The organism is Idiomarina sp. A28L (genome assembly GCF_000218785.1).
Classification (GTDB): Bacteria; Pseudomonadota; Gammaproteobacteria; order Enterobacterales; family Alteromonadaceae; genus Aliidiomarina.
The window spans coordinates 93,782-117,193 of record NZ_AFPO01000011.1; the positions used below are offsets into that span (position 1 = coordinate 93,782).

The following is a 23,412-nucleotide window of genomic DNA, read 5'->3' on the forward strand; positions in this document are numbered from 1 at the left end:
GATTACTTTGACTAACACTACAAACGAAACAGAATCAATGCCTGGGTTTGATATTGATGAAATTCAAAAGATTTTGCCACATCGCTACCCTTTTGCATTGATCGATCGGGTTATTTCGTATGTTCCGAATAAATCGCTCCACGCCATTAAAAATGTAACCATGAATGAACCTGTATTTATGGGGCATTTTCCTGGAATGCCTATTTTCCCGGGAGTTTTACTATTAGAGGCAATGGCTCAAGCAACAGGGCTTCTTGGCTTTAAAATGATGGAAAGTAATGTAGGTTCAAACGAAATTTACTTGTTTGCCGGGGTGGATAATGCTCGCTTCAAGCGGCAGGTTACCCCCGGTGATCGAGTTGATTTTCACGTTGAATTTGTAAAAGAAAAGCGCGGTATTTGGAAATTTACTGGGCGTGCATTGGTTGATGGTGAGGTAGCTTGCGTTGCCGATATTATGTGTGCCAGAAGGAATACCTAATTGATTCATGAAACAGCAATTATCGATAAAAGTGCACGAATCGGCGCCAACGTTAGTATTGGCGCCTACAGTGTAGTGGGCCCCGATGTGGATATTGGTGATGATTGCATTATCCACTCTCATGTAGTTTTAAAAGGCCCAACGCGTATTGGCCGTGGCAATCATATATTCCAGTTTTGCTCGATCGGGGAAGATTGCCAGGATAAAAAATTTAAAGGCGAGCCAACTGAGTTAGTTATCGGTGATCGGAATGTATTTCGCGAGGCTTGCACTATTCATCGTGGAACTATTCAAGATAATAGCTTAACCCAAATTGGCAGTGATAATCTGTTCATGGCCTATGTGCATGTGGCTCACGATTGTATGATTGGCAGCAATAATATTCTCGCGAATAACACTACACTAGCTGGCCACGTTCACCTTGGCGATTATGTTATTTTGGGTGGTTTTACCGGTGTTCATCAGTTTTGTAAAATTGGCTCACACTCTTTCGCCGCGGTGAGTTCAGTGGTGGTGCAAGATATTCCTCCTTTTGTAATGGCGCAGGGGCACAACGCGCGGCCACGCACCATTAATAGCGAAGGCTTACGCCGCAGAGGCTTTACAGCTGAGCAAATTCAGAATATTAAACGGGCGTATAAATTATTATATCGCAGCGCATTAACAATTGAAGAGGCAGCCTCTGCAATTAATGCGTTAGATGAACCGCTATTAGATGATTTTGTGCAGTTTTTTAGTGATTCCGAACGAGGCATTATTCGGCCGTGAGCGCATTACAGCAAGGCACATCAGAACTATTACTAGGCGCTGAAGAGCGCCTTTTATCTATTTCCACTGGCAACATTCGAATTGGTATCGTGGCGGGTGAAGCGTCGGGTGATATTTTGGGTGCCAGTTTGATGTTTGGTTTGCGACAACAATACCCTAATGCAGAGTTTATTGGGGTAGGTGGGAAGCAAATGCAGGAACAAGGTTTAAACTCGCTGTTTCCAATGGAAACGCTATCAGTGATGGGCTTTATCGATGTTCTTAAGCAACTGCCTGGCTTGCTCCGTGCTCGTCGCTTGGTTATAAAAACAATGTTAGCTCAAAAACCGGATGTATTTGTTGGCATCGATGCGCCAGATTTCAATCTGCCCATAGAAAACAAGCTTAAAAAGCAAGGGATACCAACAGTTCATTATGTATCGCCTTCGGTTTGGGCGTGGCGGCCGAAACGAATTTTCGGCATCGCCAAAGCAACTAATATGGTGTTAGGCATTCTTCCGTTTGAGGCTGAATTCTATGCGAAATATAATGTTCCTTTTACTTATGTAGGCCACCCTTTAGCCGATAGCTTCCCGGCTGATTCACCGAAAGAAGAGGCGCAAAAAAAGCTGAAACTTCCATTCGAGAAACGATATGTAGGTTTGCTTCCAGGTAGCCGTGGCAGTGAAGTAGGGTATTTATCTGCGCCGTTTATTGAAGCTGCTGCGATTTTGCAGGAGAAAAATCCGGATTTACAGTTCTTAATTCCTTTCGTGAATGATAAACGTAAGGAGCAATTTTTAAATGCTTTAGAAGCCTCCGGCCATAAATTGAACTTACATATTTTCGCCGGGCAAAGCCACGATGTGATAGCTGCTAGCGATGCCACAATTCTAGCCTCAGGAACCGTTGCACTAGAAGCCATGTTAATTAAACGGCCTATGGTGGTTTGTTATCGTTTTGGTTGGTTGAACTTTCAAATTGTGAAGCGATTTGTGCGCTTGCGTTATTTTTCGTTACCTAATTTACTGCAGGCTAGCGCACTGGGTGTGGCATTGTTTGCTGATAACGCCTCAGGAAAACAACGGGCAGAAGAAAATGTGTTAGTAAAAGAATTACTGCAAGACGAAGTTTCTGGTGTGGAAATTGCTGCCGCAATAGAGCCATTACTAACTTCTGATAACACCGCGCTATATGCTCGATACCATGAATTGCACGAACAACTTAAACAAAATGCTGGAATGCTTTCTGCAGATGCAGTGTTGGCAGTAGCACTAAAGAGCAAATAGCAATTGCTGCACAACCTTGCCTATTTCTAGCATAGAAATTCGAACCGGAAACGTGGATACAGGCATTTTCGTTCATAGTTCAGTAACGCTGTAATCAACAACCCCACTCAGCACTTCTTATCTTCAATATGCAGTTTACGAATAAAGTACGGGCTCGCTATGCGTTTCGCGCATACAGGGTTTTCGGTTTTCGGTTTGTACCTCATTTTTAAGCACCCTATACTACAAACTCACTGAATTGGAGGATGTAATGGGTTTATTAGTTGATGGCCAATGGCAAGACAAGTGGTATGACACTAGCAAATCGGGTGGGCGTTTCGAACGCTCAGAATCGCAATTCCGTAACTGGGTTACTAGCGATGGCAGCGCCGGTTTAACCGGTAAAGGCGGCTTCAAAGCTGAAGCTGGCCGCTATCATCTATACGTTTCGTTTGCTTGCCCGTGGGCACACCGCACATTGATCTTTCGTAAGCTGAAAGGCTTAGAAGATATTATTACGGTTTCTGCGGTAGCACCCGAGATGCTGAGTAACGGCTGGGAATTCCGCTCTGGCACCGATCTTGCTGATCCGTTATTTGATTCCAAGTTCATGCATGAAATTTATACCCGAGCAGATGAAAGCTACAGCGGCCGTGTAACGGTTCCTGTGCTTTGGGATAAACAGAATAATACAGTGGTGAGTAATGAATCAGCCGATATTATTCGTATGTTGAATAGCGCTTTTAATGAGATTACAGGCAACACCGATGATTATTATCCACAAGAACTGCAAGCTGCTATTGATGAAGTAAATGGTTTCGTTTACGACAACATTAATAATGGCGTATACAAAAGTGGTTTCGCAACCACTCAAGATGCCTACGAGGAAGCGTTTGATGAGCTTTTCGCTGCCCTTGATCAGATTGAACAGCAACTTGCTGGAAGCCGTTACTTGGCCGGTTCGGTGCTTACTGAGGCTGATTGGCGTTTGTTTACAACGTTAGTGCGTTTCGATGCGGTATATGTAGGGCATTTCAAGTGTAACAAGCAGCGCATCGTAGATTATCCGAATATTTGGAATTATGTGCGTGATTTGTATCAAATTCCGGGTGTTCCTGAAACAGTGCGTATGGACCACATAAAAACGCATTATTATGTGAGCCACGATATGATTAATCCTACTGGCGTAGTGCCGAAAGGCCCGAAAATAGATTTTACCGCACCGCATGATCGCGCTAAATTTGGCGGTTAAGTTAGAGTTTATAGGAGTTTGCAAATGGCAAGTTCAATAGTAAAGCACCGTGTTCGCGGAATGCCAGCCCAAGACGGCGCGGGTGTTAAGTTAAAGCGAGTTATCAATCAGCCATCGTTCCGGCATCGCGATCCAATTCTTATGTTAGATGAATTTAAATCCGATGATCCAAATGATTATATTGCAGGCTTCCCACCGCACCCTCATCGTGGTTTTTGTACGTTAACGTATATGTTAGCGGGCAATATGGCCCATGAAGATTCAAACGGCAACAGCGGTGAGATTAGTACCGGCGGATTACAATGGATGAAAGCAGCACGCGGCATGATTCACTCGGAAATGCCGAAACAAAAAAACGGCTTAATGTGGGGCTTTCAACTTTGGTTAAACCTGCCGGCGGCAGAGAAGATGAGCGACCCGGATTACGCCGATATCCCAGGTGATTCAGTTCCAGAGGTTCCGTTAGAAGGGGGCACGGTGCGTGTATTATCAGGTGAATTTAACGGGCAAGTTGGGCCGGTAAATGCACCGGGCCGAGAATTTCTCTATTTAGATTATCGTTTACCGGGTGGCGTAAATGTAACCCTTCCGCAACAGCACCAGCAAACGCGCTTGTTGTATGTTTATCAAGGTTCGATTACCGTAGATGGTATAACTGCTAACGAAGGTGAGCTATTGGAGCTTGATGCTGAAGCGGAAGTTCCACTAACAACCGGCAATGAAGGGAATTTCTTGCTTATGGCTGCGAAGCCCATTGGAGAACCAATAGCCCAATACGGCCCGTTTGTAATGAATACCGAAGCTGAATTACGCCAAGCTTTTGCGGATTACCAAAGCGGTAAACTTACGGCTTAGGAATTTAACTATCGAAAACTTAGGCGTTGGGGTTTACTATCGCCTAATAAATTTCAACCAACTCATGGTGAACCAAGCTGAGGAGCTTATCGATAAGTATGGCCGACATTGCGGTATTTCTTGATAAGCTTTGGCTTCAACAAGGGGTGAGCCAACACACCCTATCGGCTTACCGTAGCGATTTGGTTCATTTTCAAGAGTGGCTAGAGCCACGCGGAACCAGCTTGGTAGCAGCCTCTCGGCAAGATCTTGAAAATTATCTTGCTCACCTTACTAAATCAGGTTTGCACCCACGCAGCCAATCGCGTTTTTTGAGCGCAGTGCGCAAATATTTTCGTTTTGTATTGCAGCAAGGTATTCGTACCGACGATCCCTGCGCTCATTTACACAGCCCAAAACAACCCGCATCTATTCCAAAATCACTTTCTGAAGAGGCCGTATCAGCATTGTTGGCGGCTCCTAACGTGAGCGATACGCTAGGCTTGCGCGATAAAGCAATGCTCGAGGTATTGTATGCCACGGGTTTGCGAGTATCTGAGTTAGTGCAATTGCAAATGAGCGAAATAAGTGTTCGGCAGGGGCTAGTAAGAGTTGTTGGTAAGGGTAATAAAGAGCGTTTAGTTCCCCTTGGTGAAGAAGCGCTACATTGGTTGGCTGAATATTTACGTGTTGCTCGGCCGGAATTGATGAAACAGAATCGCGATGTGGTTTTCTTTTCTTTGCGCGGCCAGCAAATGGCTAGGCAAACGTTTTGGCACCGAATTCGCCATTATGCAGTAATCGCCGGTTTACCTGAAGGTATATCACCACACCGTTTGCGCCATGCTTTCGCCACCCATTTACTTAACCACGGTGCCGATTTACGGGCGTTGCAAATGCTGCTTGGGCATTCTGATATAGCCACCACGCAAATCTATACCGAAGTAGCGAAAGCGCGTTTAAAGCAGTTACACGAACAGCATCACCCGCGCGGCTAGTGTTCGGCAATGGGGCAATGTTAGAATACGGGCACACACCGCTCGTTAGGTAGTTTATTTCGTGAATAATTTGATTGAAGTTCGCCGCAGAACCGCGCAATCAGCGCCCATTTTTCCTGAGGAAATGCCAAGCATACTGCAACGTGTGTATGCGAACCGCGGTATCGGCCACATTGACGAACTGGATTTATCGGTGAAGGGCTTGCTGCACTTTAATCAATTAACAGATTGCGAAAAGGCTGCGGAACGCATTGGCCAAGCTATTCTAGCGGGTGAAAGCATTTGTATCTGCGGTGATTTTGATGCTGATGGCGCTACCAGTGTTGCGTTGTTGATGTCGTTTTTTCGAACAATTAACCACGGAAAAGCTTTTTACCTAGTGCCGAATCGATTTTCTGATGGTTATGGCTTATCGCCAACGCTAGCGCAATACGCTCATGACGAAGGCGCAAACTTATTAATTACGGTAGATAACGGCATTAGCAGCCACGCGGGCGTAAGCAAAGCGAACGCGTTGGGTATGCAAGTAATCATAACCGATCATCATCTACCAAGTTCTGAGCTTCCCGATGCATATGGAATTGTAAACCCGAACCGCCGCGATTGTGCGTTTGCCAGTAAGCAATTAGCCGGAGTGGGCGTAGCGTTTTATTTGCTGCTTGCATTACGTGCTTGGTTTAAAGAGCAGCAACCAAACCATGCTGCCGCATCTATAAAAATTGCAGAATATCTTGATCTAGTAGCTTTAGGTACGGTGGCTGATGTGGTTCCTTTGGATTACAACAATCGTATTCTTGTGCGGCAAGGATTAGCAAGAATTCGTGGAGGTGTTTGCCGACCTGGAATCAGCGCACTTCTTGCTGTAGCGGGAAGAGATGCGAGTAAGATTACCGCGTTAGATTTAGGTTTTTCCGTGGGTCCACGGATAAACGCAGCAGGGCGGCTCGACGATATTCAACAAGGCATTGAGTGCCTGTTAGCGCAAGATTTACCCAGTGCGCAAATACTGGCACTTCGCTTAGATGAACTTAACCAACAGCGCAGAAAGATTGAAACGACTATGCAAGAGGAAGCACAAGCGTGCTTGGCTCGTTTAAAGGTTGATGAAGCTGAATTACCTCTCGTGCTCACAATATATGATGAGCAGTTTCATCAAGGCGTAATTGGAATTGTGGCCGGGCGCTTAAAAGAACAATTCTATCGGCCAGTAATGGTTTTTGCTGAGGCAGAAGATGGCACGTTAAAAGGTTCATGCCGTTCTGTGATGGGAGTTCATATTCGCGATTTGCTAGAGCAAGTAGCTAGCGAATTCCCCGATGTGATTACGAAGTTCGGTGGCCATGCAATGGCGGCTGGTTTGAGTGTACCAAAGGCACAATGGGCTGAATTTAATATTGCTGTACAACACGTTGCTAAACGCTGGGTTGATTCAGAAGCTTTAGCTCGAGTTCTGTGGAGTGATGGCGAGTTGCAGCCGCACGAGTTTAACCTTGATGTAGCCGGTGCGCTTCAGCACGCCGGGCCGTGGGGCCAGAGTTTTCCGCAACCGATGTTTGATGGCCAATTTCGAATTATTCAAGAACGCTGGTTGAAGGATGTTCATTTAAAGTTGGTAGTGCAGCCGATGGGCAGCAAACAAATGTTCGATGCCATTGCCTTTAATGTTCCGCGTGCCAATTGGCAGTGGAATTCGCCTGCCGAGGCGAATCTGGTTTTCAAACTCGATGTAAACGAATTTCGTGGCCAACGTAACGTGCAGCTATTGATTGAGCACGTTCAGGCCTAAACGCTGTTGTTTTTTATCGCGATCCGCTAGAATATGCGGCCAGAATTGGGTTGAGAATTCGCTAATGCTCAGATGCAAGAGTGAAACTGAGATGCAATCGATATTTTACAAGATAAGCGTTTTAAAACTTCTCAAAACTTATACTTAAATAGATTATTTCAGGAATTATTGATGCTGGAAAGCAACGCCATAGCTAATCAAATCACCGACCTTAAGCAGCGAGCAGAGCAGCTTAGGGGGTATCTTTGACTTAGAGGTAAAAGCAGAACGCCTCGAAGAAGTTGAAAGAGAATTAGAAGACCCGGCAGTTTGGAATGACCCGGAAAAAGCACAAGCACTTGGTAAAGAACGTGCGGCGCTGGAAGCTGTAGTTGATATTTTGAAGGGTATTGACCAAGGCCTTGATGATGCGCAAGGGTTTCTAGATCTTGCTGCTGAAGAAGATGATGAAGAAATGCTGGGCGAGGCTTCTGCGGAAGTAGAACGCTGGACTAAGGAATTAGAAAAGTTAGAGTTCCGGCGTATGTTTTCAGGGCCTAATGATCAAGCAGATTGCTATGTTGATTTGCAATCAGGCTCCGGCGGCACGGAAGCGCAAGATTGGTGCAACATTTTGTTGCGCATGTATTTGCGTTGGGGCGAAGCAAATGGCATGAAAACTGAAATAACCGAGCTTTCTGAAGGTGAGGTAGCGGGCATAAAATCAGCTACTATTCGCTTCACTGGCGAATATGCTTTTGGTTGGTTGCGAACCGAAACGGGCGTTCATCGCTTAGTGCGTAAATCACCTTTTGATTCCGGTAACCGCAGGCATACATCGTTTGCATCGGCTTTCGTTTATCCAGAAATAGATGATGATATTGAAATTGATATCAATCCAGCTGATTTACGTGTGGATACTTATCGTGCCTCGGGCGCTGGTGGTCAGCACGTAAACAGAACCGATTCTGCAATTCGGATCACCCACGAACCAAGCGGAATTGTGGTGCAGTGCCAAAGCGATCGTTCACAACATAAAAACCGTGATTCGGCGATGAAACAGCTACGAGCCAAACTCTATGAAATGGAGCTGCAAAAGCAGAATGAGGCGAAGCAGGTGATGGAAGATTCTAAATCAGATATCGGCTGGGGTAGCCAAATTCGTTCATACGTTTTGGATGATTCGCGAATTAAAGATTTACGTACCGGCGTTGAAACAAGAAATACCCAAGCTGTTTTAGACGGCGATTTAAATCGCTTCTTACAGGCGAGTTTGAAATCAGGCTTATAACAGCCGATCAGCATTTTGTAGGGGTAGCAGGAACGAATAGTGCTACGCCATTAGATTTGAAAGTGCGGTACTTCCCGCAAATATGAATACTTTGAGGAACCAATATGACGGATAAGCAGCAGCCAGAAGCCCAGGATTTGAATCAACAAATTCGCGAGCGTAAGCAAAAACTGCAACAACTGCGTGAAGCTGGGAATCCGTTTCCAAATGATTTTCGCCGCGATAGCTTAGCGGCTGATTTGCATGCTGCGCACGGTGAGAAAGAAGGCGAACCTCTTCTTGCTGAAGGTGTGCGGGTGAGCATTGCCGGCCGTATGGTATTGCGCAGAATTATGGGCAAAGCGAGTTTTGCTACCTTGCAAGATATGAGTGGCCAGATTCAGATATATGTTGCTCGCGATAATCTGCCAGAAGGCACTTATAACGATGGCTTTAAGAAGTGGGATTTGGGCGATATCGTTGGTGCGAGTGGTGTGTTATTCAAAACTCGAACCGGTGAACTTACCGTGCAAGTGGATGAAATTAAACTACTTACTAAAGCCTTGCGGCCGTTACCGGATAAGTTCCACGGCTTAGCAGACCAAGAAACACGGTATCGCCAGCGTTATTTAGATTTGATCGTGAATCAGCAATCGCGTGAAACATTCATTATGCGTAGCAAAGCGATTGAATATATTCGCCAGTTTTTGAACACTCGTGCGTTTTTAGAAGTAGAAACGCCGATGATGCAAACTATTCCTGGTGGCGCTTCAGCGCGGCCGTTTGTTACTCATCACAATGCGCTAGATATGGATCTTTATCTACGTATCGCACCGGAATTGTACTTAAAGCGCCTGGTTGTTGGTGGTTTTGAAAAAGTATTTGAGATCAACCGTAACTTCCGTAATGAAGGATTATCAACTCGGCATAACCCAGAATTTACAATGCTTGAATTCTACTGGGGTTACGCGGATTACCATGATTTGATGGACCTTACTGAAGAAATGGTACGGGGTTTGTGTAACGAGTTGCTGGGAACTACAGAAGTAACTTATCAAGGTGAGCAGTTTGATTTTGGTAAACCGTTTGTACGATTAAGTGTGGTGGATGCGATTTTAAAATATAACGCTGAGCTTACTGAAGCTGATGTAAATGATTTAGCAAAAGCTTCTGCGTATGCCGAAAAAATTGGCGTTAAAGTACAGAAGAGTTGGGGCCTCGGCAAAATTCAAATCGAAATCTTTGAAGAAACAGCTGAGCATGAATTGGCGCAACCTACCTTCATAACGGCTTACCCAGCTGAAGTATCGCCTTTAGCACGCCGTAACGACGATAACCCGTTTGTTACTGATCGTTTTGAATTTTTTGTTGGTGGCCGTGAAATTGCTAATGGTTTTTCGGAGCTAAATGATGCCGAAGACCAAGCTGAGCGCTTCCAGGCTCAAGTAGAACAAAAAGAAGCCGGTGATTCTGAGGCTATGTTCTACGATGCTGATTACGTTGCTGCATTGGAGTATGGGCTACCTCCTACTGCGGGTGAGGGTATCGGTATCGACCGATTGGTTATGCTATTAACCGATTCGCCATCTATTCGTGATGTGCTGTTGTTCCCGCATATGCGAAACCAGAAGCAAGATAATGAAGTGAAGTAAGAATAAGTAAGTTTCAGTAAAGAGCCTCAAAGCAGTTTTGTTTTTGGGGCTTTTTTGTTGTTAATTTTGGTTTTTGAGCCAAGCGTTTAATTCGTCAATGAACATAGGTTTACTTATTTGGAAACCTTGCACAATATCGAAGCCCATTTCAGCAACAACATCCAGTGTTTCCTCATTTTCCACACCTTCTGCGGTAGTTAAGGCCCCAGTTTGCTGCGCCAAGCGAATCGCTGCTTTGGCTAAAAACTCTGATTCTTTGGAAAGCGTGAGCTGCTGAGTAACTGAAATATCAACTTTTATTTCATGTAAACGCAAGCGCTCAATTATTACCGACGTGGCGTTGCCAGTGCCGAAATCGTCGAGTGCTAATTTAAAACCAGCATTTCGAAACTGTTTAATGAGTTCTACAAACACTTCGATATTGTCGCTAACAACATATTCAGGGAAATCTAAAATGATCTGAGCAGGTTGTATTTGATAGTCTTCACAAATATAAATCATTGAATCTAAAAAATTGGAGTGCTGAAAAGATTTCGGGCTGATATTTATTGATAAGGTAAGATCGGGACGTTTTACTAGTAAACGTTTGAACTCCGGTAAGGCTTGATGCAATATTTGTAGCGTTAACTGATCAATTACATCTCGCTTTTCAGCAATATGAATAAAATCTGAAGGCGGAATAAAGCCATACTTTGGATGTTGCCAGCGGGCAAAGATTTCCAGCCCCACAATTCTGCGTGAAGTTGTGAGCTGTCTTGGCTGATAAGCTACAGAAAATTGCTCCTGTAACAACTCAGCAGACAAATGCTTTTTAGCTATCGGCATTGTTAATATTTTAGTTTGTTCCAAAGTCATGTATTTTTCCGTTGCTACATCAAGCTTCATTGCAGATGCGCTGCCGTCCTTGATTGGTTACATTTTGGTCGAAAATACATAAATACGCAATACAGGCTAGGCTTTGAATAACGCGTGTTTACAGCGCTAATTAACGGAGTAGGTAAAAAAAATGGCTCCGAGAGGAGCCATTCTGTTAAAAATCAGTTGGTTACTGATAGTTATTCGTGTTCAACGCCACCCGGGCCATGAACGTGACCGTGTGATAATTCTTCAGCGCTTGCTTCACGAACATCAACAACTTTCACTTCGAAGTTAAGATCAACACCCGCTAATGGATGATTTCCATCTACGGTAACTTCGGTATCATTCACTTCAACAACCATTACTGATTGTTCGCCATGGTCAGTAGTTGCACGGAACTGCATGCCAGGGTTTACATCCTGGTCACCGAAAAGATTCCGAGGAACAGTTTGGATAAGACCATCATGACGCTCACCGTATGCATCGGCAGCAGAAATATCCGCGTTGAGCTCTTCACCGGCAGTTTTGCCTTCGAGTACTTTTTCAAGCCCAGGGATTAACATGCCACGACCAAAAATAAAGGCCAACGGGCGCTCTTCTGCAGATTGATCCAAAGTTACACCTTCACCATTTTTTACGGTGTAGTGGATGGTTACTGCTTTATCTTGACTGATGGTTTCACTCATTGATTGATTCCGTTTCGTCTGATTCTAGGCAGGGGGTGAATTTGCTGTCATCCTGCCCTTTAATGCGCAATTTCGCCTGTGCTTCAAGATCACTTGGTAGCACGGCTTGAATTGCAATGACATCGTTATCATAACGCACTGCGCTGATAACTGCACCTGCGCGGCGCCAGTTTTCACCTAACTGAATTTCGAGTTGGTCTGCTGGTGCCGGCGTAGATTTCGCTTCGCCAATTAAACGGATTAATCGGCGTTTGTTTTGGCCTTTATAATGGGTTCTAGCAATCGTTTCTTGGCCTATGTAGCAGCCTTTTTTGAAGCTTATACCCGCAAGAGTATCTAAATTAAGCATTTGCGGGATAAATGTTTCTTGCTGAATACTTTCGAAATTCGGCCAACCTTGTTCTATCTGCATGGCGTGCCAATAGGTTTCTGGTGCTAATTCATTATTGATTTCAAAATCACTCGGCACAACACATAAGTAGGCCCAAGGCATTAATCGTAAAGCATGAATACTATCGTTACTAAGATGAGTGTTATTCGGGGTAACGCCGGTGAGGGTGGCTACCTCGGCAGCGGCTTCTTTGCCAGCTACCATAAAGAAACGGTGTTGCTCGCTTGTATCGTTCAGTTCAATTTTGTTGAAAACTGAGAACTTTCTCAGCTCGCTCAAGCTTTTCTCGATAGTAGATTTATTTTGAATCAACGAGATACCTTCACCAAAGCGAATAGCGCGGAAAATACTCCAAAGCTTGCCTTTGGCATCGCAGTGGCTACCTAGTAACCAGTTGTGCGGCTGCAGTTGCTTTAGATCACACGTAAGCTGGCCCTGCAGAAAGCTCTGAGTATCTGGGCCTGTTGCGCTTATTAACCCTAGATTAGGTAGATCAATGAAGATCGCGGGATGAGCTTGGGCTAAATTTTCAGGGAGTAATCCAGACACATCCGCTCCTTATGATTTGTAGTTGAAACTCGCTTATTTCAACAAACTAAAACAAGATATTTTTACAATGAAAACTAGGTGGGGGTTCACTAAACTAAATTCAAGGGCAATAGTAAAATTGTATGCATTAACGGAATTATCTGTGCTTATAGCATACTGGGAGTAGGGGAATAGCGCTGTTGCTGCTAGAATAATTGCATTCAGATGGTTTGTTTTATTGTTTATGGAGTAATCATGGCTTTTCCTCGACAATCAGAAGAGATTTTAAAAGACAAACGGCGCATGCGGTGGGCTTGTCGGCGTGGGATGTTAGAACTCGATGTTCTTTTTGCGCCCTTTGTAGACGAAGCTTACGATGAACTAGATGCGCAACAGCAAAGTGTGTTCCGCCGGTTGCTAACCTGCGATGATCCCGATTTGTTTTCTTGGTTTATGGGGCATGCAAAATGTCCAGATCCTGAACTTGCTGAGATGGTGGCACTAATGCTTCGTCGCGTTAAAGTATAACGCGCTTATTCGGGTAAATTTATAGTAACAGCTTGTTGTAAGGAGCTATGGATGGCTCAGTATCATTTCGCGGTTGTTCCTTCGCGAATAGTAAATGCCCTCATTTTGCTGGGGTATATTGGCACCTTAGTTTTAGCCGCTGCCAGCATTTATTATGAACCTTGGTTGATAGTAAGTGCATTGGTGTTGTTTTCTATGAGTTTCGATGCAGAGCGGCGAGATAGCGAACGGATTACCGCTTGTAATGAGAATGGTAGTGCCTTGAACGATGCAGGGCATGCTATTCAGTTATGCCCACCGATGATTATTTCACCATGGTTGATTATGGTTCGTGTGAGAATGGTGCGGGTAAACAGCATAGAACTAACAAAACAAAAAACGGCACCAGCAAGGTGGTGCCGGATCTGGCGAGATCAATTAGCGATTAACGATTGGGCGAGAATTCGGCGAATTGGTATTACCTTAAATGCGCCTTTGCGGCGGCGTTAGAATGGTAGCACCGGAATCCTCTGCTAGCTTAGGGTAATCAAGCGTATAGTGTAACCCTCGGCTTTCTTTACGCAGCATAGCGCTTTCGATAATAAGCTGGGCTACTTGAGCTAAGTTTCGTAATTCAAGTAAATTGTTACTCACTCGGAAATTAGCATAATAATCATGAATTTCATGTTGCAACATTTCTACGCGGCGTAAAGCTCTCTCGAGGCGTTTATCTGTGCGCACGATACCCACGTAATCCCACATAAATAGGCGTAGCTCGTGCCAATTGTGCTGAATGATTACCTCTTCATCTGAATTGGTAACTTTACTCTCATCCCACCCAGCTATTTCTCGTTCTAGTAGTGTGTGGTCCATTTTTGCTCTGATATCAGCCGCGGCGGCACGGGCAAAAACAACGCATTCAAGCAACGAGTTGCTCGCCATACGGTTAGCGCCATGCAAACCTGTGTAGGCAACTTCACCGATAGCGTAAAGATTCTCAACATCGGTTTGGGCATTGAGATCGGTAACCACACCACCACAAGTGTAATGTGCAGCTGGAACTATTGGCATAGGTTCAGCGGTGATATCGATACCCAAACTCATACATTTTTCGTAAATTGTTGGGAAGTGCTGACGAATAAATTCAGCTGATTTGTGGGAAATATCTAAATACATACAATCGGCACCGAGGCGCTTCATTTCATAATCGATAGCACGAGCCACTACATCGCGCGGTGCTAATTCACCTAATTCATGAAAATCAGGCATGAAACGGCTACCATCAGGCCGTTTAAGTAATGCACCCTCACCACGAAGTGCTTCCGTAAGCAGGAAGTTACGGGCGTTGGGGTGAAATAGGCAGGTAGGGTGAAATTGGTTAAATTCCATATTGCCCACACGGCAACCCGCACGCCATGCCATAGCGATACCATCGCCGCTGGCAATATCTGGGTTCGAGGTATATTGATAAACTTTACTGGCACCGCCAGTGCAAAGCGCGGTGAATTTTGCTGCAATAGTAATGACTGTTTCTTCATTGCGGTTCCACACGTAGGCGCCTATGCAGCGATTCTGTTTGGAAGTTTTCGAAGTAATGAGATCTATGGCATTACAATTCTCGAGCACGCGAATACTTGGGTGGCTCAGAGCTTGGCTGGTTAGCGTGCTTTGAACCGCGCGGCCAGTAGCATCTGCAGAATGTAAAATACGGCGATGGCTATGGCCTCCTTCGCGGGTTAAATGAAAACGAGGTTCGCCGTTCACATCGGGTTCACGATCAAAATCAACACCGAGCTGTATAAGCCAATTTAGGCTTTCTTTTGCTCTTTCAGCGGTATAACGAACTACAGCTGAATCACAAATACCGGCTCCTGCTACCAACGTATCGTTAATATGTGATTCAATACTATCATTGGCATCAAAAACTGCCGCTATACCGCCCTGGGCATAATACGTAGAGCCCTCGGCTAGCGGGCCTTTACTTAATACTATGACCTGATATTCTTTGGCGAGTTGTAAAGCTAGCGAGAGCCCCGCAGCGCCGCTACCAACAATTAATACATCACAGGTTATTGTGGCGTCTAAGTTCATCATGATTTATCGTAGTTAAGAATTATTTTTAGATTTTACCTTTGTTATCACTATTTTTGCGAACTTTTTAAGAATAGCTTGGTCTAGTTTATTACTGAAGATGCGAGCCCAGTTAAAAATACGCGGCAATAATACGCGGTAACAAGAGTTAATAAGAGAGTGGGCTCGAATGAGCGAACAGGAAATTGATCAACAGCTGGTAGAACGAGTGCAGCGTGGTGATCAACGAGCTTTTGATGTGTTGGTAAAGAAATACCAGCATAAAATCATTAGCTTAGTATCACGTTACGTTAAGCATCCGGGTGATGTTCCGGATGTAGCACAAGAAGCTTTTATTAAAGCTTATCGTGCAATACCGAACTTTCGTGGTGAAAGTGCGTTCTATACATGGCTGTACCGAATCGCCGTAAATACGGCGAAAAATTATTTGGTAGCACGGGGGCGAAAGCCGCCGTCGTCAGATATTGATGCGCAAGATGCAGAATTTTTAGATGCTGGACATGGTTTGCGAGATATCGCTTCTCCAGAGCGAATGTTGTTATCTGACGAACTAAAACGCACGGTGATGGCGGCTATTGATGCTTTGCCTGATGATTTGAAGCAAGCTATTACCCTCCGCGAGTTAGATGGTATGGGGTATGAGGAAATTGCCATAACAATGGATTGTCCGATAGGAACAGTACGTTCAAGGATATTTAGAGCACGAGAAGCGATTGATAAGGCTATAGAACCTTTGCTCGATGCGAATTAAGCCAACTGAGGATTAACACGAATGACAGAACACCAGAAAGAACAACTTTCAGCACTGCTAGATGGCCATTTTGATGGCGATGAAGCAATGCATGAGCTGGTGGAAAATGCGAGCCAGCGAGAGCGATGGTTTCGTTATCAGCTAACCGGCGCGGTAATTCGTGGAGAAGCCACAAGTGGGCAGCCATTCGATATCTCTGCTGCGGTTGCTGCGCAAATAGCAGCTGAACCTAAGCATGCGGTGGTACCGAAAAGTAGCTGGCAAGCCTTGCAACAGTGGTTGCAGCGCGGTTGGTTCCGGCCTGCTGCTAATGTTGCCGTTGCTGCCGGTGTGGCGATAGTAACCATTGTGGGAATTCAAAGTTATCAGCCTGTTACTGATGGAATTGTGGCACCAGAAACAGCTTCAGCAGGAGCTGTCAACACAGGGTTTGAAACTCGGCCGCTTGGTGGTGTTATTAATCCGGTAAGCTTTAATATGACCAACTCACCGGTTGTTGATGAGCAAGATGTTGATCAAGAGCGCCGCTTATTACAATCGTTTTTCTTTGATCACCAACAGCAATTGCAGTTGAGTGAGCAAGAACAGGCGGAAGCGGTTAACAACCCTGAGTTGCTAGAACAGGAAATTGATTAAAAATTTATGCATGGTTACCGGTTTTTGCTGGCGTGCGCGGTAGTCGCCAGTAGTTTGATATGCAATACAGTACATGCTGCTGTGCCGCAAGACGAATTGGGTGCAACCGAGTTGCGAGCCGGTGAACAGCGTGCATTGCAAGAAGGTGAGCGTTGGTTCAATCTGATGCAACAAGCGTTAACCGAATATAACTTTAGTGCCTCACTAGTTCACGTTCAAGGCCAGCGCATAGAAATGTTTCGTTGGTTACACGGGCATACTAGCGATAACGAACAACTTGAATTGCTCCATAGTTTAAATGGCCCGGAAATTCACATTATTCGTCGTGGCCAAACTGTTTCTTATTTCCACTCAATGAGCTCTCCTTACAGTATTCGTGCAAACACAATGTTTGGCCCGATACCCACTGCGTTTTTCCGCGATTTTTCCAACATAGCCGATGCCTACAATGCCGTGCCAATGGGCGGCGCTCGAATCATGGATAGAACCACGGTGCACGTGCGTTTGATTCCAAAAGATCAAGATCGCTATGGTTATTCGCTTTGGTTAGATAGAGAATCAGGAATGTTGTTAAGAATGCTTACGGTAAGCCAAGAAGGCGAGCCGCTCGAGCAAATACAACTCACTGCACTGGAAATTACTGCAGAGCTAAATAGTGAATTAGAGCAGGTTATTGAGCTTAATTTACCGCCGATAGTAGATGATATTCACCGTTCGGTTAATGTTCGACATGATTGGCAAACTAATTACCTTCCTCGAGGCTTTGAATTAATCCGTGGGAATCATCATCGCTTGCCCATTACCGGTATTGCCGCCGATTATTTTTTATATTCTGATGGGCTAACTCGGGTATCAGTTTACGTGAGCGAGGATCCTGAAGCGGCAGCTAATTTACGTTACAGTGGTTTGGAATCGCTGTATTCCCACAGTTTTGCTGATTATAGTGTAACCGTTGTTGGCCGCTTGCCTATGGCAACGCTGCAACGCATTGCCATGTCGGTGCGCAGATGATTCGAGAAATTGGTGAAATTACCTCGGTAAGTGGCCAGCAGGTTACTATCACCACGGCTCTGAAACAGGGCTGTGGCGGCTGCAAACAACAAAGCCATTGTGGTGCAGGCATTTTATCGAAAGCGCTACCCAATCGGCGTGGTAGTGTTGATGTGTGGTTAGAGAATCCTCCGCAAGTGGGTACCCACGTTGAACTGTGGCTTCCTGAGAAAGCGATGCTGAAGTTCTCTGTTTTACTCTATTTATTACCTATTCTAATGCTCCTTGCCGGTGCAGTAATGGGTGAACAACTATTTCCGCAACAAGAACTGTATGGCATTGCATTTGCCGGTATCGGTTTTGCGGCCAGTTTTATTGGCTTAAAACGCTGGTTACGCCGCCGAGATCTGCAAGTTCGCGAATTAATGCAGGTTAATATCCTCCCAGCTGACCAACCTTGATTGTTTATCTGCGCCAAAGTAAGTAAAATTCGCTTCATAAATACGGTGAGGAGTCACAGCCTTTTGCTGACTGACCGGATATGAGGTGTACATGAGCCAAGTTGGCATAGCAAAAAAGAACATTCGTAATTTCTCTGTAATCGCGCACATCGATCATGGCAAATCAACGTTATCAGATCGCTTGATTCAAACCTGCGGTGGCTTAGCCCAGCGAGAAATGTCGGAGCAGGTGCTCGATTCAATGGATATCGAGCGTGAACGTGGTATTACCATCAAAGCGCAAAGCGTAACGCTTTACTATGATGCAAACGATGGCGAACGCTACCAGTTAAATTTTATCGATACGCCTGGCCACGTTGATTTCTCGTATGAGGTTTCGCGCAGCCTTGCCGGTTGTGAAGGGGCTTTGTTGGTTGTTGATGCCGCTCAGGGTGTGGAAGCGCAAACACTTGCGAACTGCTACACCGCAATTGATATGGATTTGGAAGTGGTTCCGATTCTAAACAAAATCGATTTACCATCGGCAGAGCCTGAGCGAGTTGCGCAAGAAATTGAAGATATCGTAGGTATTCAAGCAAGCGATGCGGTGCGTTGCTCGGCGAAAACAGGGATTGGTATTGATGAAGTACTTGAGCGCATTGTTAAGCAAGTGCCTTCGCCAGAGCTTGAAGCTGATGATGAAGCGCCGCTGCAAGCGCTGATTATCGATTCTTGGTTTGATAATTATCAGGGCGTTGTTTCTCTGGTGCGTATCAAGAAAGGTGTGTTACGCGCTGGCGAAAAAATGAAGGTAATGTCTACCGGGCAAGATCATATTGTCGATAAGGTAGGTATTTTTACGCCGAAGCAAACAGAAACCGGTATTCTTCGGTCTGGTGAAGTGGGCTATGTTATTGCGGGTATCAAAGAGATCCACGGTGCGCCGGTGGGCGATACGTTAACTCACGCTAAACGGCCAGCCGATAAAATGCTGCCAGGTTTTAAGAAGGTACAACCGCAAGTTTATGCGGGCATGTTCCCGATAAGCTCAGATGATTATGAAAATTTCCGGGATGCGCTCGATAAACTGAGCTTGAACGATGCTTCGTTATTCTTCGAGCCGGAAAACTCTGGCGCGCTAGGTTTTGGTTTCCGTTGTGGTTTCTTGGGCATGTTGCACATGGAAATCATTCAAGAACGGCTAGAACGTGAATATGATATTGATCTAATTACTACGGCTCCCACGGTTGTTTATAAAGTAGAAACAACCAAAGGTGAGATAAAAATGGTGGATAACCCAGCCTATTTACCTCCGGTAAATGAGATTGCGGCTATTTACGAGCCTATCGTTGAAGCGAATATTTTGGTGCCACAAGAGCACGTTGGTAATGTAATAACGCTCTGTGTAGAGCGCCGCGGTATGCAAACCAACATGGTTTATCATGGTAAGCAAGTAGCGCTTACTTATGAATTGCCGATGGCTGAAGTAGTGATGGATTTCTTCGATCGCTTGAAATCAACGAGCCGCGGTTATGCTTCTCTTGATTATCAATTTAAGCGTTTTGATGAATCGGATATGGTGCGGGTAGATATTTTAATTAATGCCGAGCGTGTTGATGCGTTAGCAATGATTCTGCACCGCAGCCAAGCGCAATATCGCGGCCGTGATGTGGTTGATAAAATGCGGGAACTGATTCCTCGACAAATGTTTGATATCGCCATACAAGCTACCATTGGTAACCATGTTATTGCTCGGAGCACGGTGAAACAATTACGTAAAAACGTAACTGCTAAATGTTATGGTGGCGATGTCAGCCGGAAGAAAAAGCTGTTGCAGAAGCAGAAAGAAGGTAAGAAACGAATGAAGCAACTGGGCAACGTGGAAGTGCCTCAGGAAGCGTTCCTTGCAGTTTTGAAAACTGGTAAGTAACGATTTAGGAACTTTAAACAGGAACGTTCAGCATGACCACATATTACTTTTCCTTGTTGTTGGTATTTGGAAGCTTGTTTACCGGCATTATTTGGGCAATTGACCACTGGGTTTGGAAGCCTAAGCGCATGGAGAAAATTCGTGCTGCTGAGGCGCAATCAGGGGTAAAGCTCAAGCCTGAGCAAGCGGAACAACTAGCGCCACAATCTGGGTTAGCTGATTTTGCACAGGCTGCGTTTCCGGTTTTGTTTGTGATTTTAATTTTACGTTCATTCTTGTATGAACCCTTTCGTATTCCATCCGGATCGATGATGCCTACCTTATTGGTAGGCGATTTTATTTTGGTTGAGAAATTTCGTTATGGGTTACGTGAGCCGATAACGCGCAAAGAATTTTTATACACTGGGCGGCCGAAGCGCGGCGATATTGCCGTGTTTAAATATCCGGTTGAACCTGATCTCGATTACATTAAGCGGGTAATTGGTATGCCCGGTGATCGAGTTACGTATACAGATAAAACCTTTTATGTGCAGCCACAATGCTTGCCAAATTGTGATGGCGTTGAACCGATTGTTTTGCAGCAAGAGTTTCAAACAGAGGGTGAATTTTATCAACAGCAAGTTCCGGTGCGCCGTTACACGGAAACATCCACTGATAAAACTTACGATGTGTTGGTAAACCCGCGGGTAAATATTCATAGCGATTCGTTTGTTTGGAATGTGCCAGAAGGGCAATATTTCTTTATCGGTGATAACCGCGATAACTCCATTGATAGCCGTTATTGGGGCTATGTAGATGAAGATTTACTGGTAGGCCGTGCAGTGTTGGTTTGGTTAAGTTTAGAGTTTGAAAGGGATCCGAATAGTTGGTTGCCAAGTTGGGTACCAACTAAAGTTCGGTTTGATCGTTTAGGGAGAATTGAGTGAGTTTAACACCTATCCAGCTCCGTGAAATTGAACGGCGGCTAGGCTATAACTTTAATAATCATGCGTTGTTGTATCAGGCTCTAACCCACAGAAGTGCGGGCGAGGGGCATTATGAGCGGCTTGAGTTTTTGGGCGATTCCATTTTAAGCGTGGTTATTGCTGAGGCGCTTTACCATCGCTTCCCTAAATCACCGGAAGGCGATTTAAGCCGGATGCGTGCAACTCTAGTATGCGGCGATATGCTAGCTAAAGTAGCGCGAGAGTTCGAGCTTGGAAAATTTTTAAATTTAGGGCCTGGGGAATTAAAAAGTGGTGGTTTTCGCCGCGATTCTATCTTGTCGGATGCAGTGGAAGCGATAATTGGTGCTATCTTTTTGGATAGTAATATCGAAAAAGTACAAGAAATCGTGCGCACTTGGTATCAGCCTTTGTTGGCAGAGATTCGCCCGGGCAACAGCCAGAAAGATTCCAAAACACGCTTGCAAGAATACTTACAGAGCCGCCAGTTTGCAGTGCCAGATTACGAAGTGAGCGCAACCGAAGGGCAAGCACACAATCAACGTTTTACCGTTACATGTACAGTTGAACCACTTGCTGAACCAGTAGTTGCTGCTGGTACCAGCCGACGAAAAGCAGAGCAAAACGCTGCTGCAAAAGTGATTGAGCTTTTGGCGGAACTGCCGGAAGGCAAGGAATTAAGATGAATTTAGATGATTTTTTCGCGGCTGAAGCTGGCGAAACAACTGCGGGCCCAACCTTTAATGGCTTTGTTGCCATAGTAGGGCGCCCGAATGTGGGTAAATCAACGCTTCTGAACCAATTACTTGGGCAGAAAGTGAGTATTACCTCGAAAAAAGCGCAAACCACACGTCATCGAATTTTAGGGATTGATACCGAAGGCCCGTGTCAAACTATTTATGTTGATACGCCTGGCTTACATAAAGATGAAAAGCGTGCGATTAACCGTTTAATGAACCGAGCCGCGAGCTCTTCAATTGGCGATGTTGATTTGGTGCTGTTTATTGTTGAAGGCACACACTGGACCGAAGATGATGAAATGGTTCTGGGTAAAATTATGCGCGCTAATCGCCCAGCTATGTTGATTATTAATAAAATTGATCAGGTAAAAGATAAAGGTTCGTTATTGCCACATATCCAGAAAATATCGGCGAATTTTGAATTTAAAGAAATTATTCCAATTTCTGCACTTTCACCAGAACACATGCCAAAAATTAAAGAACTCGTGCGCCCCTATTTACGTGAGGGCGTGCATTTCTATCCAGCTGACCATGTTACTGATCGTTCGGTACGTTTTATGGCGGCGGAAACGGTACGTGAAAAGCTAATGCGTTTCACCGGTGAAGAGCTACCTTATTCAACTACCGTAGAAATAGAGAAATATGAAACAGCCGATAATGGCATGGTGCATATTCACGCGCTTATTCTTGTGGAACGAGAAGGGCAAAAGCGAATGGTAATCGGCAATAAAGGTAGTAAACTGAAAACCATCGGTGCCGAAGCACGTAGAGATATCGAGCACATGCTGGATGCGCGTGTAAACCTGCAATTGTGGGTGAAAGTGAAATCAGGTTGGGCTGATGATGAACGGGCTCTGCGTAGCTTAGGTTACGGAGAAGAATAATGGCTCGGGCCGTGGTTTTACACCGTTGGCCCTGGCAAGAACATGGCCTGTTACTCGATTTATTTACTGAGGATTCAGGCCGAGTTCGGGCTATTTCAAAGTATGCGCGTAGCCGCCGTTCATCATTACGCGCAACCCTCGAACCTTTTACCCTCATTGATATTGATCTCAAAGGCCGTGGCGAGGTGAAAACCTTATCCCGAGCCGAGAGCATACAAAACTTCCCTTTGCGCCATGTTCATTTATACAGCGGCCTTTACTTGAACGAGCTTCTGCAGCGTTTGCTTCCTGAACTTACCGATTTACCAGGTTTGTTTTCAGATTATGTAAAAAGCCTTACACTTTTATCAGAAACTCAAGTTATTGAACCGGTATTACGCCAATTTGAATATCGATTACTCAGCCACCTTGATCTCGATTTCTCTTTTACGCATGATGCCGATAACGGCAGCGTTATTGAGCCCCATGGGCTTTATCGATTTGTTGCGGGGAATGGTTTTATTCCTGCTAATAGCGACAATGAATCGCTGCATGTTGCTGAGGACGTTGTTACAGCATCATCGCAGCAATGGCTTCTAAGTGGCGAAGAAATCACCGTTCTCGGGCAGTTTCAGCTGGAAAATCCACAAGTTTTAAAACAATTTAAGCAACTTATGCGTAATGCTTATGCCCCATTATTGGGCAGCAAACCATTGCGAAGCCGGGAGTTATTACTCGCCGCGGTGCAAAACAAATAATGTATTATTAGCTAAATCTAAAAAATGAATTT

General features: G+C 45.0%; 24 protein-coding genes. 20 read left to right on the top strand and 4 right to left on the bottom strand.

The window, feature by feature from the left end:
* The first annotated feature begins 37 nt into the window (after nt 1–37).
* The 9 genes from fabZ (at nt 38) to lysS (ending at nt 10,267) form a co-directional block, all read left to right on the top strand.
* A complete protein-coding gene (fabZ, locus tag A28LD_RS03525; RefSeq protein WP_040486992.1) occupies nt 38–481 on the top strand; it encodes a 3-hydroxyacyl-ACP dehydratase FabZ in 444 nt (147 codons plus the stop codon).
* Nucleotides 482–1,249: an acyl-ACP--UDP-N-acetylglucosamine O-acyltransferase gene (gene lpxA / locus A28LD_RS03530; RefSeq protein ID WP_007419691.1), complete on the top strand. Its 768-nt coding sequence runs from the start codon at nt 482–484 to the stop codon at nt 1,247–1,249.
* Between the two features lie 59 nt (nt 1,250–1,308).
* On the top strand, nt 1,309–2,517 hold the full coding sequence (gene lpxB, locus A28LD_RS03535; RefSeq protein WP_040486993.1) for a lipid-A-disaccharide synthase: 1,209 nt from the start codon (nt 1,309–1,311) through the stop codon (nt 2,515–2,517).
* A gap of 250 nt (nt 2,518–2,767) precedes the next feature.
* On the top strand, nt 2,768–3,748 hold the full coding sequence (locus A28LD_RS03540; RefSeq protein ID WP_007419693.1) for a glutathione S-transferase family protein: 981 nt from the start codon (nt 2,768–2,770) through the stop codon (nt 3,746–3,748).
* Nucleotides 3,749–3,772: 24 nt separating this feature from the next.
* Complete coding sequence (locus tag A28LD_RS03545; RefSeq protein WP_007419694.1) at nt 3,773–4,603, top strand: pirin family protein; 831 nt, start codon at nt 3,773–3,775, stop codon at nt 4,601–4,603.
* Between the two features lie 98 nt (nt 4,604–4,701).
* Entirely contained in the window at nt 4,702–5,580 is an 879-nt protein-coding gene (xerD, locus tag A28LD_RS03550) for a site-specific tyrosine recombinase XerD (protein ID WP_007419695.1), read from the top strand.
* A 61-nt stretch (nt 5,581–5,641) separates the two neighbouring features.
* Entirely contained in the window at nt 5,642–7,366 is a 1,725-nt protein-coding gene (gene recJ, locus A28LD_RS03555) for a single-stranded-DNA-specific exonuclease RecJ (RefSeq protein WP_007419696.1), read from the top strand.
* A 171-nt stretch (nt 7,367–7,537) separates the two neighbouring features.
* Nucleotides 7,538–8,636, top strand: a protein-coding gene (gene prfB / locus A28LD_RS03560; protein ID WP_192807014.1) for a peptide chain release factor 2 whose coding sequence is annotated in 2 segments (ribosomal slippage) — nt 7,538–7,612 and nt 7,614–8,636 — 1,098 coding nt in all. Because the reading frame shifts where the segments join, the coding sequence is not laid out codon by codon here.
* A gap of 104 nt (nt 8,637–8,740) precedes the next feature.
* The gene (gene lysS, locus A28LD_RS03565) at nt 8,741–10,267 is read left to right on the top strand and encodes a lysine--tRNA ligase (RefSeq protein ID WP_007419698.1); all 1,527 of its coding nucleotides are present in this window, start codon (nt 8,741–8,743) and stop codon (nt 10,265–10,267) included.
* Between the two features lie 60 nt (nt 10,268–10,327).
* On the opposite strand, the gene A28LD_RS03570 is transcribed toward lysS, so the two are convergent.
* The 3 genes from A28LD_RS03570 to ygfZ form a co-directional block, all read right to left on the bottom strand.
* Entirely contained in the window at nt 10,328–11,122 is a 795-nt protein-coding gene (locus tag A28LD_RS03570) for an EAL domain-containing protein (protein WP_007419699.1), read from the bottom strand.
* Between the two features lie 200 nt (nt 11,123–11,322).
* Nucleotides 11,323–11,811: an FKBP-type peptidyl-prolyl cis-trans isomerase gene (locus A28LD_RS03575; protein ID WP_007419700.1), complete on the bottom strand. Its 489-nt coding sequence runs from the start codon at nt 11,809–11,811 to the stop codon at nt 11,323–11,325.
* Complete coding sequence (gene ygfZ, locus A28LD_RS03580; protein WP_007419701.1) at nt 11,804–12,751, bottom strand: tRNA-modifying protein YgfZ; 948 nt, start codon at nt 12,749–12,751, stop codon at nt 11,804–11,806. The genes A28LD_RS03575 and ygfZ overlap by 8 nt, the downstream gene beginning before the upstream one ends.
* A gap of 234 nt (nt 12,752–12,985) precedes the next feature.
* On the opposite strand from ygfZ, the gene A28LD_RS03585 reads away from it, so the two are divergent.
* Nucleotides 12,986–13,258 carry an FAD assembly factor SdhE gene (locus tag A28LD_RS03585; protein ID WP_007419702.1) on the top strand — a complete coding sequence of 91 codons (273 nt, stop codon included), beginning with the start codon at nt 12,986–12,988 and terminating at the stop codon, nt 13,256–13,258.
* A 51-nt stretch (nt 13,259–13,309) separates the two neighbouring features.
* The gene (locus A28LD_RS03590) at nt 13,310–13,747 is read left to right on the top strand and encodes a protein YgfX (protein ID WP_007419703.1); all 438 of its coding nucleotides are present in this window, start codon (nt 13,310–13,312) and stop codon (nt 13,745–13,747) included.
* Here the strand turns inward: A28LD_RS03590 and nadB are convergent.
* Nucleotides 13,721–15,328 (bottom strand): L-aspartate oxidase, encoded by a 1,608-nt coding sequence (gene nadB / locus A28LD_RS03595; RefSeq protein ID WP_040486995.1) that lies wholly within the window; start codon nt 15,326–15,328, stop codon nt 13,721–13,723. The two genes, A28LD_RS03590 and nadB, sit on opposite strands and share 27 nt — an antisense overlap.
* Before the next feature lie 169 nt (nt 15,329–15,497).
* On the opposite strand from nadB, the gene rpoE reads away from it, so the two are divergent.
* The 9 genes from rpoE to recO all read left to right on the top strand — a co-directional run bounded on the left by rpoE (nt 15,498) and on the right by recO (nt 23,380).
* Complete coding sequence (gene rpoE / locus A28LD_RS03600; protein ID WP_007419705.1) at nt 15,498–16,079, top strand: RNA polymerase sigma factor RpoE; 582 nt, start codon at nt 15,498–15,500, stop codon at nt 16,077–16,079.
* 21 nt (nt 16,080–16,100) lie between these two features.
* The gene (locus A28LD_RS11855; protein WP_007419706.1) at nt 16,101–16,715 is read left to right on the top strand and encodes a sigma-E factor negative regulatory protein; all 615 of its coding nucleotides are present in this window, start codon (nt 16,101–16,103) and stop codon (nt 16,713–16,715) included.
* 54 nt (nt 16,716–16,769) lie between these two features.
* Nucleotides 16,770–17,726, top strand: coding sequence for a MucB/RseB C-terminal domain-containing protein (locus A28LD_RS03610; protein WP_158091781.1), 957 nt, complete (start codon nt 16,770–16,772; stop codon nt 17,724–17,726).
* Nucleotides 17,723–18,166: a SoxR reducing system RseC family protein gene (locus A28LD_RS03615; protein ID WP_007419708.1), complete on the top strand. Its 444-nt coding sequence runs from the start codon at nt 17,723–17,725 to the stop codon at nt 18,164–18,166. Before A28LD_RS03610 ends, A28LD_RS03615 begins: the two co-directional genes overlap by 4 nt.
* Nucleotides 18,167–18,257: 91 nt before the next feature.
* A complete protein-coding gene (lepA, locus tag A28LD_RS03620) occupies nt 18,258–20,075 on the top strand; it encodes a translation elongation factor 4 (protein ID WP_007419709.1) in 1,818 nt (605 codons plus the stop codon).
* A gap of 32 nt (nt 20,076–20,107) precedes the next feature.
* Nucleotides 20,108–21,001, top strand: a complete 894-nt coding sequence (lepB, locus tag A28LD_RS03625; RefSeq protein WP_007419710.1) for a signal peptidase I — start codon at nt 20,108–20,110, stop codon at nt 20,999–21,001.
* Nucleotides 20,998–21,705: a ribonuclease III gene (rnc, locus tag A28LD_RS03630; RefSeq protein ID WP_007419711.1), complete on the top strand. Its 708-nt coding sequence runs from the start codon at nt 20,998–21,000 to the stop codon at nt 21,703–21,705. The genes lepB and rnc overlap by 4 nt, the downstream gene beginning before the upstream one ends.
* Entirely contained in the window at nt 21,702–22,643 is a 942-nt protein-coding gene (gene era, locus A28LD_RS03635) for a GTPase Era (protein ID WP_007419712.1), read from the top strand. The genes rnc and era overlap by 4 nt, the downstream gene beginning before the upstream one ends.
* A complete protein-coding gene (recO, locus tag A28LD_RS03640) occupies nt 22,643–23,380 on the top strand; it encodes a DNA repair protein RecO (RefSeq protein WP_007419713.1) in 738 nt (245 codons plus the stop codon). Before era ends, recO begins: the two co-directional genes overlap by 1 nt.
* The last annotated feature ends 32 nt before the right edge of the window (nt 23,381–23,412 follow it).

Bases quoted from the DNA above. Each gene is read 5' to 3' on its own strand.
- fabZ (WP_040486992.1), top strand. From the start codon at position 38: ATGCCTGGGTTTGATATTGATGAAATTCAAAAGATTTTGCCACATCGC.
- A28LD_RS03540 (WP_007419693.1), top strand. From the start codon at position 2,768: ATGGGTTTATTAGTTGATGGCCAATGGCAAGACAAGTGGTATGACACT.
- A28LD_RS03545 (WP_007419694.1), top strand. From the start codon at position 3,773: ATGGCAAGTTCAATAGTAAAGCACCGTGTTCGCGGAATGCCAGCCCAA.
- xerD (WP_007419695.1), top strand. From the start codon at position 4,702: ATGGCCGACATTGCGGTATTTCTTGATAAGCTTTGGCTTCAACAAGGG.
- lysS (WP_007419698.1), top strand. From the start codon at position 8,741: ATGACGGATAAGCAGCAGCCAGAAGCCCAGGATTTGAATCAACAAATT.
- A28LD_RS03570 (WP_007419699.1), bottom strand. From the start codon at position 11,122: ATGACTTTGGAACAAACTAAAATATTAACAATGCCGATAGCTAAAAAG.
- A28LD_RS03575 (WP_007419700.1), bottom strand. From the start codon at position 11,811: ATGAGTGAAACCATCAGTCAAGATAAAGCAGTAACCATCCACTACACC.
- A28LD_RS03585 (WP_007419702.1), top strand. From the start codon at position 12,986: ATGGCTTTTCCTCGACAATCAGAAGAGATTTTAAAAGACAAACGGCGC.
- A28LD_RS03590 (WP_007419703.1), top strand. From the start codon at position 13,310: ATGGCTCAGTATCATTTCGCGGTTGTTCCTTCGCGAATAGTAAATGCC.
- nadB (WP_040486995.1), bottom strand. From the start codon at position 15,328: ATGAACTTAGACGCCACAATAACCTGTGATGTATTAATTGTTGGTAGC.
- rpoE (WP_007419705.1), top strand. From the start codon at position 15,498: ATGAGCGAACAGGAAATTGATCAACAGCTGGTAGAACGAGTGCAGCGT.
- A28LD_RS11855 (WP_007419706.1), top strand. From the start codon at position 16,101: ATGACAGAACACCAGAAAGAACAACTTTCAGCACTGCTAGATGGCCAT.
- A28LD_RS03615 (WP_007419708.1), top strand. From the start codon at position 17,723: ATGATTCGAGAAATTGGTGAAATTACCTCGGTAAGTGGCCAGCAGGTT.
- lepA (WP_007419709.1), top strand. From the start codon at position 18,258: ATGAGCCAAGTTGGCATAGCAAAAAAGAACATTCGTAATTTCTCTGTA.
- lepB (WP_007419710.1), top strand. From the start codon at position 20,108: ATGACCACATATTACTTTTCCTTGTTGTTGGTATTTGGAAGCTTGTTT.
- era (WP_007419712.1), top strand. From the start codon at position 21,702: ATGAATTTAGATGATTTTTTCGCGGCTGAAGCTGGCGAAACAACTGCG.
- recO (WP_007419713.1), top strand. From the start codon at position 22,643: ATGGCTCGGGCCGTGGTTTTACACCGTTGGCCCTGGCAAGAACATGGC.